This is a genomic window from Streptomyces sp. NPDC059477 (assembly GCF_042749375.1).
GTDB lineage: Bacteria > Actinomycetota > Actinomycetes > Streptomycetales > Streptomycetaceae > Streptomyces.
The window spans coordinates 1-14,138 of record NZ_JBHYUG010000046.1 but is presented as its reverse complement, the minus strand read 5'-3'; the positions used below and the strand labels follow the sequence as shown (position 1 = coordinate 14,138).

Sequence of the window (14,138 nt, the reverse complement as noted above, 5' to 3'; positions counted from 1 at the left end):
CCTGTCAACCGCCCGGTCGGCTCCGGTGTTCCCGGCGCGCTCACCACTGGCTCGGGCCGGGCGACTCACCGAAGGGTCTCGCCGGGTCCGCGCCGCCCTCCGCCACCGCGACCGGCTCCGGCTCCGGCCGCCGTGCCCGGCGGGACCTGTCGGACCGGTTCCACTCCCCGTCGCCCAGGACCAGCAGCGGATCGAACATCACCACCACGCCGGCCAGCAGCAGGAAGATCACCGGCCCGAGCAGCATCGGCAGCGCGAGCGACGAGGCCGAACTGCCGCTCCAGGACGTGGAGAGCGTGGTGTTCAGCTCGACGGTCACCGCGGCCATGCCCGTGTAGTGCATGCCGGAGACGGCCACGCCCATCACCAGGCTGGCGCCGAGGCTGGCCAGGAAGCCGCGGATGGTGACGGCCGCCCACAGCGCGGCGGTCGCCGCGACGATCGCGATCACGATGGACAGCGCCACCGTCAGGGCGTCGTAGCGGAACGCGCCGTCGAGGCTCATGGCGGCCATGCCCAGGTAGTGCATGGCGGCGACCCCGAGCCCGGTGATCACGCCCGCGACCAGCAGCGTGCCCCGCCCGGCCCCGCGCACGCCGACCAGGAACACGCCGATGCCGACCACGACCACCGCGACCGCCAGGCTGAGCACCGTCAGCCCCATGTCGTAGCGCATCCAGGACTGCGGGACATGGAAGCCCATCATGGCGATGAAGTGCATCGTCCAGATGCCGCACCCGATCGACGCGGCGCCCAGCGCCAGCCAGCCGGGCCGCCACTTCCGCTCGTCCAGCAGCGACCGGACGGTGCAGCGCAGACCGAGCGCACCGCCCAGGCACGCCATGAGATACGCGGCTATCGGCGTCACCGCGCCATAGCGGAAACCGTCGACCGTACCTTCCATGTGCTTACTCCCCAATGATGTGGATGTTGTGTGGATTATCCATGGGGAGGATGGGGGCAATGGGGACAGGTGTCAGTTAAACGGATCGAGGGTCAGCCGGGCCTGCTGCGGGTTCCCGTCGTGCACCAGCGATTCGTGGTTGCCGACATCGTCGAAGGCGAACGCGTACGCCTTGCCGTCGGTCATCCGCTCATGGATGACCCGGGCGTAGTGGTTGGTCACCCCGTCCCGGTAGAAGTTCGCCGACGATGTGTCCGGCTGGTTCGGATTCACCAGCAGCGTCGACCGGTTGAAGCCCGCGCACAGGGTGCGGGAGATCGGGCCGCGCACCTGGTCGTTGGGCGCGTCGAGCAGCCGGTGGCAGCCGAAGACACTGTCGGCGTCGGGTTTGCGGAAGCTGGTCACCGTCGCGCCCGTGCCGTTCGTGAAGTTCATGACGTCGCCGGAGACCCGCCCGAAGTACTTGATGTCCGGCCGGTCCCCGAAGGGGGTGACCGTCAGGGTCGTCGTGGCGTACCGCTGCCAGACCCGGTTGATGTAGTCGTCCATCACCGACCGGGACAGCGCGCCCGTCTCCACCCCGTACAGCGGTGCCAGCGCGCGCAGCACGGTGCCGTCGGGCCGGGTCTGGACCAGCCCCGACCAGCCGGGCTGGGCCCGCAGGGCCGCGAAGACCCCGTTGTAGCCGCCCGCCTTGAGCGTGCCCGTGCTGCCGACGCTGCCGTCGGCGCGCTGCACGCCGACCGAGTACGGCGCCGAGAACATGTCGACCTGGGTGCTGTTGAGCCAGATCCCGGCGTCGTTGAGGGTGTACTCGGACCAGTTGAAGAGGATGTTGCGGTTGGGGTCGGCCGGGTTCTGCACGGCGGGCTGCACCAGGCCGCCCGTGGTGAGCCGGAAGTCGAGCTTCTGGCCGTAGGAGAAGTAGATCCGGCCGGACAGCTTGGGGATCCGGATCGTCTTGGACTGTCCAGCGGCCGGTCCGGGGATCGACGCGTCCGGCGCGGGGGTGGGCGGATTCCCGCCCACCGGCCAGGCGTGGAACGTACCGGACGCGTCCGCCCAGCCCTGCCGGCCGTCCGGCGAGGTGCCGAGGACATAGACGTGGACCGCTTCCGCGCGGCCCGAGTTGTTGGTGAGCGACAGCGGGATCGTGGCGGGGACGGCGGCGGCCGTACCGGCCGGTCCGCCGAGCGAGACCAGTGCGGCGAGCAGCGCGGTCGCCGCGGATGCGGCCAGGAGCCTGCGCCTGTTGACGGTGAGCACTCTCCACCTCCGTGCGGGTGTGGGGGATGGGTCCGTACGAGACTTGAGAGCGCTCTCACCGTCTCGCTGCGGCGTGAGCATGTCAATGCGGAGGGTGTGAAGAGGGGAGGGCGTCGAGAGGGGGTGCGCGAAGAGGGGAAGGCAGGCGGAGACACGCGGAGCCCGCCGCACCGGAACGCGACGGGCCCCTCCGCGCGGAAGCGCGGCAGTACGGAAGGAGGGAACGACCGGTCTAGAACGTACGGCCGAACAGCCCCAGCATCGCCGCCCAGTGCCGGTCGTCGGCCTCCGGGTTGTAGACCGAGGTGTCCTGCTGGGTGAAGCCGTGGTGCGCGCCCGTGTACACCTCGCACGTGTGGCGCACACCCGCGTCCGTCAGCGCGTTCTCCAGCCGCTCGATGGCCTCCGGCGGGTTGGACGCGTCACCGTCGGCGTGTCCGAAGTACAGCTCGGCCGTGATCCGGTCGGCCAGCAGATGCGGACTGTCCGGGGCCTCCGACGCCAGGTTCCCGCCGTGGAAACCGGCCGCCGCCGCCACCCGCTCCGGATACGTCCCCGCCGTGAACAGGGTCAGCCGGGCGCCCAGGCAGTAGCCGGTGACGGCCAACGGTCCGTCCAGGACCGCCGGGTCCTCGGCGAGGCGGCGCAGATAGAAATCGGCGTCCCGCATCGCCGGCTCCGGCGTGAGCGCCTGGATCATCGGCATCAGCTGCTGGAAGAGGCCGGGCCGGGCCGCCAGGTCGATGAAGTCCGGCAACTCGATGACCGGCGCGCGCCCCTGGCGGTAGAACACATTGGGCAGCAGCACCGTGTACCCGGCCGCCGCCAGCCGGTCCGCCTTGGCCTTCAGCCCCGGCCGCAGCCCGAAGGCGTCCATGTACATCAGCACGCCCGGGTACGGGCCGCCCTCGGCGGGCCGGACGAGATAGGCGTCGGCGATGCCGTCCGCCGTGGGAATGTCGACAAGAGTGCCCTGTACGGCCGTCATGTCGTGCTGCCTCCTGTGCGCTCGACGACGGGCACCCCGCGGGCCCGGTCGCCGATCATCGTTTCATGTGGTGTACAACGAACGCTGCGAGGACGTCACTCGAAGCGGGAGGTGTCGCCCGCCCCACGCCGGACGATCGTCGCCTCGCCGTCCGAGAAGTCGATCACCGTCGTCGGCTCGGTGCCGCAGTCGCCGGAGTCGACCACCCCGTCCAGCACATGGTCCAGCCGGTCCTTGATCTCCCAGCCCTGGGTCAGCGGCTCCGCCTCGTCCGGCAGCAGCAGGGTGCTGGACAGCAGCGGCTCGCCCAGTTCGTGCAGCAGGGCCTGGGTGACCACATGGTCCGGGATGCGCACCCCGACGGTCTTCTTCTTCGGGTGCTGGAGCATCCGGGGCACCTCCTTCGTCGCCGGGAGGATGAAGGTGTAACTGCCCGGTGTGGATGCCTTGATCGCCCGGAACACATCGTTGTCCACCCGCACGAACTGGCCGAGCTGCGCGAAGTCCTGGCACACCAGGGTGAAGTGGTGCCGGTCGTCCAGCCGCCGGATCGACCGGATCCGCTCGATGCCGTCACGGCTGCCGATCCGGCACCCGAGCGCGTAGCAGGAGTCCGTCGGATACGCGATCAGCGCGCCCGCGCGGATGCTCTCCGCGACCTGCGCGATGGTCCGCGGCTGAGGATTGTCGGGGTGCACGTCGTAGTACTTCGCCATTGACCGAGCTTATGCGGTACGGGGGAGGCGGGCGGCACAGGAGGGGCCCACGGTACGCCGGACGGCGCCGGTCCCCGTCTCCGAGCGACCCGCACCGCCGCCGGGCGGGGTGCGCACGGGGCGGCGTACGGTCCATCCGTCCGAGCCACCTTGAGCCGCTGTCGGCGCACTCTGAGCCGCCGCCGACGCGCCGGACCCGCACGAGCCCACAGCGCACCGCCCGCCCCGCCCGGTCACACCCCCGCCGTGGTGGTCAGTACACCGGGCCCCACAGGGCCGTGAGGTAACGTCCCTGGGCAGGACCGGGCCGACGCGAGACAACGAGGAGTGGGAGACATGGCCGGCCAGGAAGGGGACGGCAACGTCACCGACGGCGACAGACAGGACCGCGCGGCCACCTGGGCCGGGGAACTGCTCGATCAGCTCCGCCCCGCGGGCCGCGACCCCGGCAGGCTCGCCGCCTGGCTCGCGGACGCGGTGGACGCCACGGTGTGCGTCCAGGACGCCGGGGGCGCACTCCTCGCGGGCCGCAGGATCCCCGTCGAACCGGACATCGTCCGTGCCGTCGCCACCGGCCGGATCGCCTCCGCCTCCGTGGAGGACGCCGGCCGCCATCTGCGACTGGTCCGGGTCCAACTGCCCCCGCCCGCCACCACCGGGGTGCTGGCCGTCGCCCGCACCGAACCCTTCGACCGGCACACCGCCGAGGTCGTCACCCACACCGCGTCCGTGTTCGAACTCCTGCTGCGGGCCCGCGAGTCCACGGCCGCCGGACGCCGGTTGCGGCGGGCCGCCGCCGATCTGCGGCTGGCCATCCTGCAACTGCTGATGGTCCAGGACATCGTCGCCGCCCGCCGGGTCGCCGCCGGACTGTGGCCCGGCCTCCTCGACACCGACTCGGCGTGCGTGTACGTCGCCGAGTCCACCCCCGAGGAACGCGACCGGCTCGCCGAGGAGTGCCTGCACGCCACCGGCGAACGGGCCCTGGTGGTGCGCTGCCCCGCCGTCGACGCCCATGTGATCGTCGTGCTCCCGGACGACGCCGAGGTACGGGAGCTGCGCGCCCTCATCGGCTCGCGCCCCGGCACCTTCCTCGGCGGCAGCGTCCGCCAGGACCTCGCCCGCACCGCCACCGCCTACGGCCAGGCCGTCAGCGCGCTCGCCGTCGCCCGCTTCCGCCCCGAACAGTCGGCCGTGTACGCCGAGCGCACCCACCCCGAACGGCTGATGGACCCCGCCGCACTGCGCGCCTGGTCCACCCGGCTGCTGCGCCCGCTCGACACCCTGCCCCACCACACCCGCGCCGAACTCCTCGCCACCACCCGGCTGGGCCTGGAGTTCACCGCCGTCAGCGCCGCGAAGGTGCTCGGCGTCAGCCGCAACACCGTGCGCGCCCGCATGGACCGGGTGGAGAGCATGCTCGGCACCGACTTCTCCGACCTGCCCGCACGGGCCGCCGTCCATCTCGCGCTGAACACCCAGGAAGGACAGCCGGAGCCGACCGGCACCGACCCCCGGCCCGGCCGCCCGGAACTCGGCGAACTGCTGGCCGGACCCGCGCTGCGCACCTGGTCCCGCGACCTCCTGGCCCGCCTGGACACCGACGGCCGCGATCTGCGCCGCACCCTGCGTACCTGGCTCGCGGCCGGCGCCAACGCCGAACGGGCCGCCCAGCTCCTCGGCGTGCACGCGCAGACCGTACGCGAACACGTCCGGGGCGCCGAACCCGTACTGGAACGGCAACTGCTGGCCGCGGGCAGCGATCTGTACGAGGTCGTGCTGTCCCATCTGGCGCTCGGGGAACTGACACCGCCGGATCTGGACCGGGCGAGCTGAACCCGGATGACAACCCGGGCCGCTGCAAAGCGAAACAAACCGGACTCACCTGTGCACGGTTGAGTGTTTCCGCCGAGGGATGGGGCATCGACACGGTTCACAATCGGCCGGTCGCCGACGTAAGTTCAACGGACCGTGGGAGGCCGACCGGCACGGGGGTCCGGTCGGGCTCCCACGGCCCGTACACGAGAACGCGGCTGCGACGCGCGGCGCCCGGAGCGGACTCAGCCGCGCAGCCGCACCGGCACCTCCTGCCAGCCGAACGCTATGAACGACGGCACCTGCCGCAGCTCACCCGCGTCCACGGCCAGCGTCAGCTCGGGGAACCGTTCGAACAGCGCCGGCAGCGCGGTCAGCGCCTCCAGCCGGGCCAGCGGAGCGCCGATGCAGCGATGCACCCCGATCCCGAACGACAGATGGTCCTCCGCCCCGCGCGCCGCGTCGAACACCCCCGCGCCGGGCCCGTAGTGCACCGGATCCAGCCCCGCGGCGGCGTACGTCGTGATGATCGCGTCCCCCGCCGGGATCGTCACGTCCCCGACCTTCAGGTCCGTCACCGCGTACCGCAACGGCAGCGAGGCGATCGACGGGTGCACCCGGAGCGTCTCGTCGATCACCGCGTCCCAGCCGACCGCCCCCGACCGCACCGCCGCGAGCTGCCCCGGATCCCGCAGCAGCGCCACCACCGCGTTGCCGATCAGATTCACCGTGGTCTCGGACCCGGCGCCTATCACCAGCAGCAGCGTGTACAGCAGCTCCTCGTCGCTGAGCCGGTCGCCGTCCTCGTCGCGGACCCGGATCAGCTCGCTGGTCAGATCGTCGCCCGGATGCTCGCGGCGGTACCCGATCAGCGCGGGCAGCACGACGGAGATCTGCTCCTGCACGAACGCCGCGTGCTCGGCGCTCGGATCGGAGGTGTCCATGATGGCGGCCACCACCCGTCCGGCCCCCTCCCACAGGTGGTCCGGCACCCCGAACAGCTCGCAGATCAGCCGCATCGGCAGCGGAAAGGCGAGCTGCTCGCGCACATCGGCGCGCTCGCCCCCCGTCTCCATCGCGTCCAGGAGTTCGGCGGTGATGGCCTCCACCCGGGGGCGCAGGGTCTCGGTGCGCCGCAGGGTGAAGCTCGGTGAGACCAGCTTGCGCAGCCGGGCATGGTCGGTGCCGTACGTCGAGAACATGTTCACCACACCGACCCAGCCCAGCACCCAGCCCCAGGACGGATGGTCGCCCACCTCGGGCCACAGCCTCCAGTGCAGACGCGGGTCCCGGCTGACCCGCGGATCGAGGATCAGCTCCTTGAGGGTGTCGTAGCCGGTCGGCGCCCACGCGGGGATACCGCCGGGCAGCGTCACGGGCACGATCGGGCCGAGCGCGCGCAACCGGGCGCTCTCGGCGGGTATGTCGGCGCCGAACGGGTCGAGGACGATGCGGTCGGTCACGGTCCTGGTCACTCTCCGGGCTGGTCGGGGGAGCGGGGACTGAACCGGACGGGCAGTGCGGTGAGCGAGCGGACGAACGGTCCCGGACGCCAGGTCAGCCGCTCGCGGGGCAGCACCGGCTCCAGATCGGGCAGCCACTGGGTGAGCCGCTCGATGGCCTCGGTGGTGATCAGCAGCGCGTGCTGCTTGACCGGGCAGGCGTGCGGCCCGGCCGACCAGGACAGATGCGAGGCGTCCCGGGGCCGGCCGTCCTTCACGTCCGCCTGCTCGGCGAAGTGCCCCATCGCCCCGTAGGAGATCACGATGGGCACGGCGGCCCGGATCCAGGTCCCGTGGAAGGTCAGCGCCTTGCGGGCGTAGTGGATGCCGTAGTTGGCCATCGGCGTCTCGTGGTGCAGCACCTCCACCACCGCCTCCATCACCGGCCGGGCGCCATTGGTCAGGGTGGAGTAGTACAGCGGGTTGCCGAGGATCCGCGACAGGGCGTTCGAGATCAGGTTCGTGGTCGGCTCGTGCCCGGCGCCCAGCATGAGGAACACCTGATGGGTGACCTCCTCGGGGCTGAGCCCCTCCGGATGGTCGAGCAGCGCGCTCGGCACGTCCCCGCCGCGCCGCTGCACCTTCCCGGCGATCAGCTCCAGCACATACCCGCCGAACTCCTGCTCGCCCTCGGTCGCCTGCGCCCCGCCCTCCATCATCTTCCCGAGCGCCGCGTGCAGCCGGTCGCTCTGGCTCTCCGGCAGCCCGAACAGGCTGTTGAAGACCAGCGCCATCAGCGGCCGGGCGAAGTCCGCCACCAGATCGGCCTCGCCGCGCGGCCCGAACCGGCTCACCAGCACATGCACCGCCCGGTGCACCCGGTCGCGCAGATCGTGCGGCTCGACCAGATCGAGGGAATCGATCAGCACCGTGCGGTAGCGGACATGCTCGGCCCCGTCCGCGAACAGCGTGTTGGGCCGCCAGCGCATCATGCCCAGCACCGGCGAGTCATCGGCGACGGTCGCCTCCCACGGCCGCGGATCGTGCGAGAACGTCTCCGCGTCCCGCAGCAGATCCAGCGCCGCCCGCCGGTCCGTCACCACGTACGCCGGTACCCCCGGCGCCAGCTCGGCCCAGCCCACCGGGCCCTGCTTGGCCAGCGCGGCGTAGTAGCGGTATGGATCGACGGCGAAGCCGTCCTCCCACAGCCGGACCGGAGCGGACCGGGAGAAGGCGTCCTGAGCGGGGGGATAGGTGGTCACCGGTGCTCCGCGGGATTGCTGTCGATGAGGTGCTGGACCAGGGCGAGCAGCGCGTCGATCGAGGAGTTCCGGTCCCGGGCGTCGCACGTCACCATCGGCGTGTCGATCTCCAGGTCCAGCGCCTCGCGCAACTGCTCGCCGGTGTAGTGCCGGGGCGCGTCCGGGAAGGCGTTGAAGGCCACCGCGTACGGCAGCCCGCTCTCCTCCACCAGACCGAGCACGTCGAACGAGGCGTCGATGCGGCGGCTGTCGACCAGGACCAGCGCGCCCAGCGCCCCGTACGCGATGTCGTCCCACAGCGAACGGAACCGCTCCTGCCCCGGGGTGCCGAACAGATACAGCACGATCCCGCCGTCCAGGCTGATCCGCCCGAAGTCGATGGCGACGGTCGTCGTCGACTTCTCCCGCACCCCGTCGAGATCGTCGACCTGCGCGGACGCCTCGGTGAGCTGCTCCTCGGTGTGCAGCGGGCGGATCTCCGACACGGAGTCGATCAGGGTCGTCTTGCCCACCCCGAACGGCCCGGTGACCAGGATCTTCACCAAATCCTTGGCGGTGTCCGGGAGATGGATGGAGCCCTCACGGGCGGTGTCGCTAGTGCTTGAGGGCGCGGAGGCCATCGGCCACTCTCTTCAGCAGGTCGGGGGCGAACCGTTCGGCGGGCGGGATCGGCGCGCGGGCCAGGACCAGGCCCCGGTCGACGAGACAGGCGGCCAGCACCCGCACGGCGGAGACGGGCAGCCGCAGCAGGGCCGCCGCCTCGACCACGGTGAGCGATCCCTCGTCCAGCGCGTCCAGCAGGGCCAGTTGGGCGGCGGGCAGATCGTCGGGTTCGTCCGCGCAGCCGGCCGTGATGACGGACAGCCGCTCCAGGTGCGGGCGGCTGGGCCGCGCCACCCCTCCGGTCGACAGATACGCGGGAACCAGGGGACGGCCGCCGGGGCGGCCCGTCATGCCGGTGCGCCGCCGTCGGTCCCTCGGGGCGCCGCGGCCATGGCCTTCTCGCCGAGCCGGGCCACCTGCGAGTGGACCCGGTGCGCGAGCAGGTCGAGCCGTACCTCGGCGTCCCCGTACCCGGCGACGACCGTGCCGTGGTCGGTCGGCACGATCAGCACATAGCCGTGCTCCGACTCGATCACGATCTGCCGCACCTCCGCCCGGTCCCGGTCGGCGAAGGCCGCCGCGGCGGTCCGGCACGCCCCCTGGACGGTACTGATGATGGCGGCCACCCGGTCGGCGGACGGGCGGGACAGCACGTCCGTGTACCCCGTCACCAGCCCGTCTCGGGTGAGCAGTACGGCCGCCACCACATGCGGCACTTCCAGGATCGGATCCAGCACCCACGCGGTGTCTGCGGCGTCGCGGCTGATCATCGGGCCGCTCCCTCTTCATGGTCGGTGATTTCGGTGTCCTGCCCGGCTGATTCGTCCGATACGGCCGCCGGTTCGCCGTGGGCCGAGGAGCGCGCCGCCGCGGTACCCGACTGGAGCGCGCCGAGTGCGGCGGCTGCGTCCTCCGGGCGGGGCGCCGGACGTATCGGCGTGACCGGCTCCCGTACCGGTGGGCCCTGAGCGGGGATCTCGGCCCGGGTACGGCGCCTGCGCCGGGGCAGTCCCTCCGGCTCGGGCCCGCTCAGGGGCGCGGTCGCCTCCTCGTCAAGGTCAGCGCCGTAGCCGTGCGCGGTGACCGGCTCAACGGGCCCGGCGAGCGGCTCGGCGTCCGGGTCGCGGGTCTCGGCCGGCGGCCGGTCGCCGCCGACGCGGGTGGAGCGCGGGGCACTGGCCGCCGGAGGCTTCACATCCGGGTCGATCCGGGTCAGCAGATGACTGTCCACCCGCAGCACCGCCCGCACCCCGCCGTACGGAGAGGGGGACGACAGATCGACGCCCAGGTCGAACTGCCGGGTCAGCTGGCCGATCGCGGCGAGCCCCATCCGCGGCGGATCACCGAGGTCGGTCAGCAGGATCGGGTCGGAACCGGCCACCAGCCGCTGGGCGCGACCGCGCTCGTCCTGGGTCATACCGAGCCCGGCGTCGTCCACGGTGACACAGGCCCCGTGGTGGACATGCTCCAGATTGACCGTCACCTCGGTGTCGGGAGCCGAGTGCCGCAGCGCGTTGTCGAGCAGCTCCGCGACGATGATGGCGACCGGCTCCACGGCGTGCGACACCAGGGCCGTGCCCGCCTCCAGATGGTTGTGCACCCGCACCCGGTGGTAGCCCGCGAGCCGGGACTGGCCGCCGGTGACCGCGTCCACCACATGCGATTCCTCGCGCGCCAGCCCCACCCACGCCCCGCACACCACCGCGGCCACCTGCGCCCGGCGCAGCGACTGCTCGTTCTCGTGGTCGAGCGCGAACAGGGTCTGGGTCAGTTCGGGGTCGTCGTAGCGCTGCTGGAGTCCGCGCAGCGCGTCCTGGAGACGGTAGAGGGCGGCCTGGATCTCCCGGGTGGCGCCGCGCATCCCGGCCTGCGCGGCGGCGTCGATCCGGGTGCGCTGGGCCTGCAACTCGACGCGCAGCCCGTTGAGGACGTCCTCCAGGGCGATACCGAGGGGGGTGCCGGCGGTCTGCGGCCGGCGCGGGCCCGGCACGGCGATATGGGGGTGGGTGAGCTGGCGGGCGGCGGACGGCATCCGGTGGTCCGCCAGTTGCTCCAGTTCGGCGATGAAGGAGGCCATGGTGTCGTCGAGCCGGCCGTGCAGGGCGGCGATCTCTGCCCGCTGGCGGGCCTGTCTCTTCCGGGACCGCAGCAGGCCGCCGCCGAGGGCCAGGGCGGACAGGGTGCCGGCGGCGAGAGAGCCGACGGCAAGCTCCGGTAGTTCGATCATCGAGGGCGTTCCAGGGAGGTCGGCGCGAACAACGGGCAGGAGCGGGCCGGGGGTTGGGACGATCCACAACCCCGGTGACGTGATGCTCGCAGCACAGTACACATTGTCACCGGTCGGCATCGGGGGCCGGGGAGAGACTTGGTACCGGAATTGCCCTGCCGTTGACCTCATCCGGGGCAACTGTGGCGCATGGGGGGCGAGTTGAATGAATGGGTGCTTAGGAGTGAGGAGGGCTCACTGGCAGGCGCGTTGGCCGGGGAACCCCCGGCGGGGACACGGACGGGGACACCGGGTGACCCCGCGGGCTGGTCTCGGCCGAGGTCCTGGGCAGGTCTCCGCCGAGGTCCGGGGCTGGTCTCAGCCGAGGTCCAGGAGCCGGGCCAGGCCGTAGTCGAAACGGGCGTCGAAGGAGTCCTGGGTCATCAGCCGGGCCCCGACCTTCGCCAGCGCCGGGAAACCCTCCTCGGCACTGAGATAACCGGCCTGGGCCCGCGTGTCCGGCGGGCTGGTCTGCTGCTCCTGGGTGAGGCCGAGGGTGAAGTAGACGAGCGCCCAGCACAGCCGGGCCGCGTCCTCCTCCGAGTAGCCCGCCTCCAGCAGGCCGGCCACGACCACCTCGGCGACCCGCAGGGTCCGGCCGGTCCCGGCGAACGTCCCCGCGACCAGCCGGCCGCCGTCCCGGTGGGCGAGCATCGCCGCGCGGTACCGGCCGACGACGACCCGGACCCGCTCCACGGGGGCGGCGGGCAGGTCGTCGGTGCGGACCGAGCCCACCACCGTGTCCGCCATCGTCTCGATCAGGCTGCGCTTGGTCTTCACGTACCAGCTGACCGAATTGAGATGGGCCCCCAGCTCCCGGGCCACCCCCCGAAGCGTCAGCCCTTCGAGCCCGTCCCGCTCCAGCAGGGTGAACGCGGCGTCGATGACATCGTCCTTGGTCCAGCGCATTAGGTCATCCTACAATCGCGGATCCCGTCGGCCGGATCCGCTCGCTCGTGTGCGGGAGAGGTGGCAGAGCGGGGAAGCCGGTCGTGCGGAAGGATCACCGCGCGGCCGTCGATCCGCCCGAGGCAGGTCGCGTTCCGGCGCGAACGCCGGCCTCGCGTTGAAAGGTCGGCCGGAGACGCGGCGAGTCGTCACCGCCCTTGGACGGCGCTGTCCTTTGCCATCCGAGCCAGTCCGTTCGACCAGGGAGTGGGGCTAGGCCGCTTCTTCCGGATCACCTCCCGGAGCACCGGCGAACCAGGAGCGGCCCTGGGCCCAGTGGGTCACCCATCCGGTGAAACCAGGGGTGCCCGGCATCGGGGAGGTGCTCGGCGAGGTACCGAAGGGCATCGCGCCGTATTCGTCGATCAGCCAGACGTGACCGCGCTGCGGGCCGGTGACGATCAGATGCCAGTACATGCCGCAGCCATCGGTTCCCAGCAACAGGGAGCCGTGGTCGAACGCGGCGTCCATCCGGGCCTCGAACTCCTGCTCCGACAGCGCTTTCTCCTCCTCCTCGTCGTTCTCCCACATCCACGTCGTCGTGAGGGGGAACGGTTCGGTGAGCAGGCGCTCGGGGCGGTCGGAGCCCCAGTCCGAGGGTGTTTGCGCGAAGGGCAGCAGACCGTAGTAGGGCGGCCCGGCCCGCAGGCCGTCGCAGACCTCCGCCACGAATGTGCGGTACGGCTCCGGCAGCACGATGCCGTGCCCCGACTCGAAGGACCGCACCGCCTCCCAGCCGGCCGGCGGCGCCGCCTCGGGACGGGGTGCGAAGATCTCGCGGAGCGTGGCCAACTCGGCCGGGTCGCAGGCTTCCGTGTTCATGCCGATCATCATGCAAGATCCGAAAGAGACGGCCTGGCTCAGCCCTGGCCCCGTGGGCGACGTGTGACAGGCGCTGACTCTGGGGCAGGTGCCGCGTCGACACCTCAGACGACCAGGTTCGCTGTCGAACGCCTCGATTGGACGACAGCGGTCAAGCACGGCGCCGTGCCCTTTGGATGGCCGAGGTGGAGAAGCCTCCGGTGCTGGCGGCTCGGGGCGGGTGCTGGTTCCGGGGTGGTGGGCTGGAGGTGCATCTGGGCGTCGAGGAGGACTTCCGGCCGAGCCCGAAGGCGCATCCGGCGATTGTGGTGACCTCGCTCCGGGCGCTCGCGAAGCGGTTGGCGAGTAGGGGAGTCGGTGTCGTCCGGGATGGCGATTTCCCTGGGTATGAACGCTTCCATATGGGGGAGAGGTCATGGCCGCCCAGGAAGGTGGATGCGCGGCCACCGCTCACACGCCCTAGGTCCTGTCCGGCGGATCACTGGCGGAGCCAGAGTCGGATCGCTGCGGCGGTGACGGTGCCGTGGAAGACGTAGGCCCGCTTGTCGTAGCGGGTGGCGACCGCGCGGGGGTTCTTGAGCCGGTTGATGGTCCGCTCGACCTCGTTGCGGCGCCGGTAGCGGTCGCGGTCGAAGCCGGCGGGTCTGCCGCCGCTGCTGCCTCTGCGTCGGCGGTTGGCCCGCTGGTCCTTCGGCTCGGGGATTGTGTGCTTGATGTGGCGTCTTCGCAGGTAGCGGCGGTTTCGGCGTGAACTGTAAGCCTTGTCGCCACTGACGTGGTCCGGCCGTGTGCGGGGCCGTCCGCCCAGCGGCCGGGGAACCCGTATCCGGTCCAGGACCTCGACCATCTGCGGGGCATCGCCCCACTGACCCGGCGTGAGCAGGACGGCCATGGGGCGGCAGCCGCCTTCGCCGGCGAGGTGGATCTTGCAGGTCAGGCCGCCCCGGGACCGTCCGAGTCCCTCGTCGGGGCGGTGGTGCCGGGGCGTCGTCCTTTTTTCGGGATCCGCGGACGGGCTCTGCGGGCGCCGGCCGCGTGCTGATGGGCCCGGCAGGACGTCGAGTCGACGCCGACCATGCCCCAGTCGATCCGCCCTGCCAGGTCGG

At 71.8% G+C, this 14,138-nt stretch carries 13 protein-coding genes and 1 pseudogene; 1 reads left to right on the top strand and 13 read right to left on the bottom strand.

Annotated features, from left to right (window positions below):
- Positions 1-40: 40 nt before the first annotated feature.
- The 4 genes from ACFXAZ_RS22780 to ACFXAZ_RS22765 form a co-directional block, all read right to left on the bottom strand.
- Positions 41-904 (bottom strand): MHYT domain-containing protein, encoded by an 864-nt coding sequence (locus ACFXAZ_RS22780; protein ID WP_384594140.1) that lies wholly within the window; start codon positions 902-904, stop codon positions 41-43.
- A gap of 72 nt (positions 905-976) precedes the next feature.
- Positions 977-2,170 (bottom strand): glycoside hydrolase family 64 protein, encoded by a 1,194-nt coding sequence (locus tag ACFXAZ_RS22775; RefSeq protein ID WP_384594137.1) that lies wholly within the window; start codon positions 2,168-2,170, stop codon positions 977-979.
- Between the two features lie 232 nt (positions 2,171-2,402).
- The gene (locus ACFXAZ_RS22770; RefSeq protein ID WP_384594134.1) at positions 2,403-3,158 is read right to left on the bottom strand and encodes a dienelactone hydrolase family protein; all 756 of its coding nucleotides are present in this window, start codon (positions 3,156-3,158) and stop codon (positions 2,403-2,405) included.
- Positions 3,159-3,253: 95 nt separating this feature from the next.
- Positions 3,254-3,874 (bottom strand): L-threonylcarbamoyladenylate synthase, encoded by a 621-nt coding sequence (locus tag ACFXAZ_RS22765; protein ID WP_384594131.1) that lies wholly within the window; start codon positions 3,872-3,874, stop codon positions 3,254-3,256.
- 336 nt (positions 3,875-4,210) lie between these two features.
- Here ACFXAZ_RS22765 and ACFXAZ_RS22760 point away from each other — a divergent pair, with 336 nt between their 5' ends.
- Positions 4,211-5,710, top strand: a complete 1,500-nt coding sequence (locus ACFXAZ_RS22760) for a helix-turn-helix domain-containing protein (RefSeq protein WP_384594128.1) — start codon at positions 4,211-4,213, stop codon at positions 5,708-5,710.
- Positions 5,711-5,934: 224 nt separating this feature from the next.
- Here ACFXAZ_RS22760 and ACFXAZ_RS22755 read toward each other — a convergent pair whose 3' ends face one another.
- The 9 genes and pseudogenes from ACFXAZ_RS22755 to ACFXAZ_RS22715 all read right to left on the bottom strand — a co-directional run.
- Complete coding sequence (locus tag ACFXAZ_RS22755) at positions 5,935-7,152, bottom strand: cytochrome P450 (protein WP_384594125.1); 1,218 nt, start codon at positions 7,150-7,152, stop codon at positions 5,935-5,937.
- A gap of 8 nt (positions 7,153-7,160) precedes the next feature.
- Positions 7,161-8,393 (bottom strand): cytochrome P450, encoded by a 1,233-nt coding sequence (locus ACFXAZ_RS22750; RefSeq protein ID WP_382679331.1) that lies wholly within the window; start codon positions 8,391-8,393, stop codon positions 7,161-7,163.
- Positions 8,390-9,013 carry an ATP/GTP-binding protein gene (locus ACFXAZ_RS22745; protein ID WP_382679334.1) on the bottom strand — a complete coding sequence of 208 codons (624 nt, stop codon included), beginning with the start codon at positions 9,011-9,013 and terminating at the stop codon, positions 8,390-8,392. The genes ACFXAZ_RS22750 and ACFXAZ_RS22745 overlap by 4 nt, the downstream gene beginning before the upstream one ends.
- Entirely contained in the window at positions 8,988-9,347 is a 360-nt protein-coding gene (locus tag ACFXAZ_RS22740; RefSeq protein WP_382679337.1) for a DUF742 domain-containing protein, read from the bottom strand. The genes ACFXAZ_RS22745 and ACFXAZ_RS22740 overlap by 26 nt, the downstream gene beginning before the upstream one ends.
- Positions 9,344-9,766: a roadblock/LC7 domain-containing protein gene (locus ACFXAZ_RS22735; RefSeq protein WP_384594120.1), complete on the bottom strand. Its 423-nt coding sequence runs from the start codon at positions 9,764-9,766 to the stop codon at positions 9,344-9,346. Before ACFXAZ_RS22735 ends, ACFXAZ_RS22740 begins: the two co-directional genes overlap by 4 nt.
- Entirely contained in the window at positions 9,763-11,223 is a 1,461-nt protein-coding gene (locus ACFXAZ_RS22730) for an ATP-binding protein (protein WP_384594117.1), read from the bottom strand. The genes ACFXAZ_RS22735 and ACFXAZ_RS22730 overlap by 4 nt, the downstream gene beginning before the upstream one ends.
- Before the next feature lie 357 nt (positions 11,224-11,580).
- Positions 11,581-12,171, bottom strand: coding sequence for a TetR/AcrR family transcriptional regulator C-terminal domain-containing protein (locus ACFXAZ_RS22725; protein ID WP_384594114.1), 591 nt, complete (start codon positions 12,169-12,171; stop codon positions 11,581-11,583).
- Between the two features lie 252 nt (positions 12,172-12,423).
- On the bottom strand, positions 12,424-13,044 hold the full coding sequence (locus ACFXAZ_RS22720; protein ID WP_384594111.1) for an SMI1/KNR4 family protein: 621 nt from the start codon (positions 13,042-13,044) through the stop codon (positions 12,424-12,426).
- Between the two features lie 466 nt (positions 13,045-13,510).
- Positions 13,511-14,138 (bottom strand): annotated as a pseudogene (locus tag ACFXAZ_RS22715) (IS5 family transposase); the annotation flags it as partial.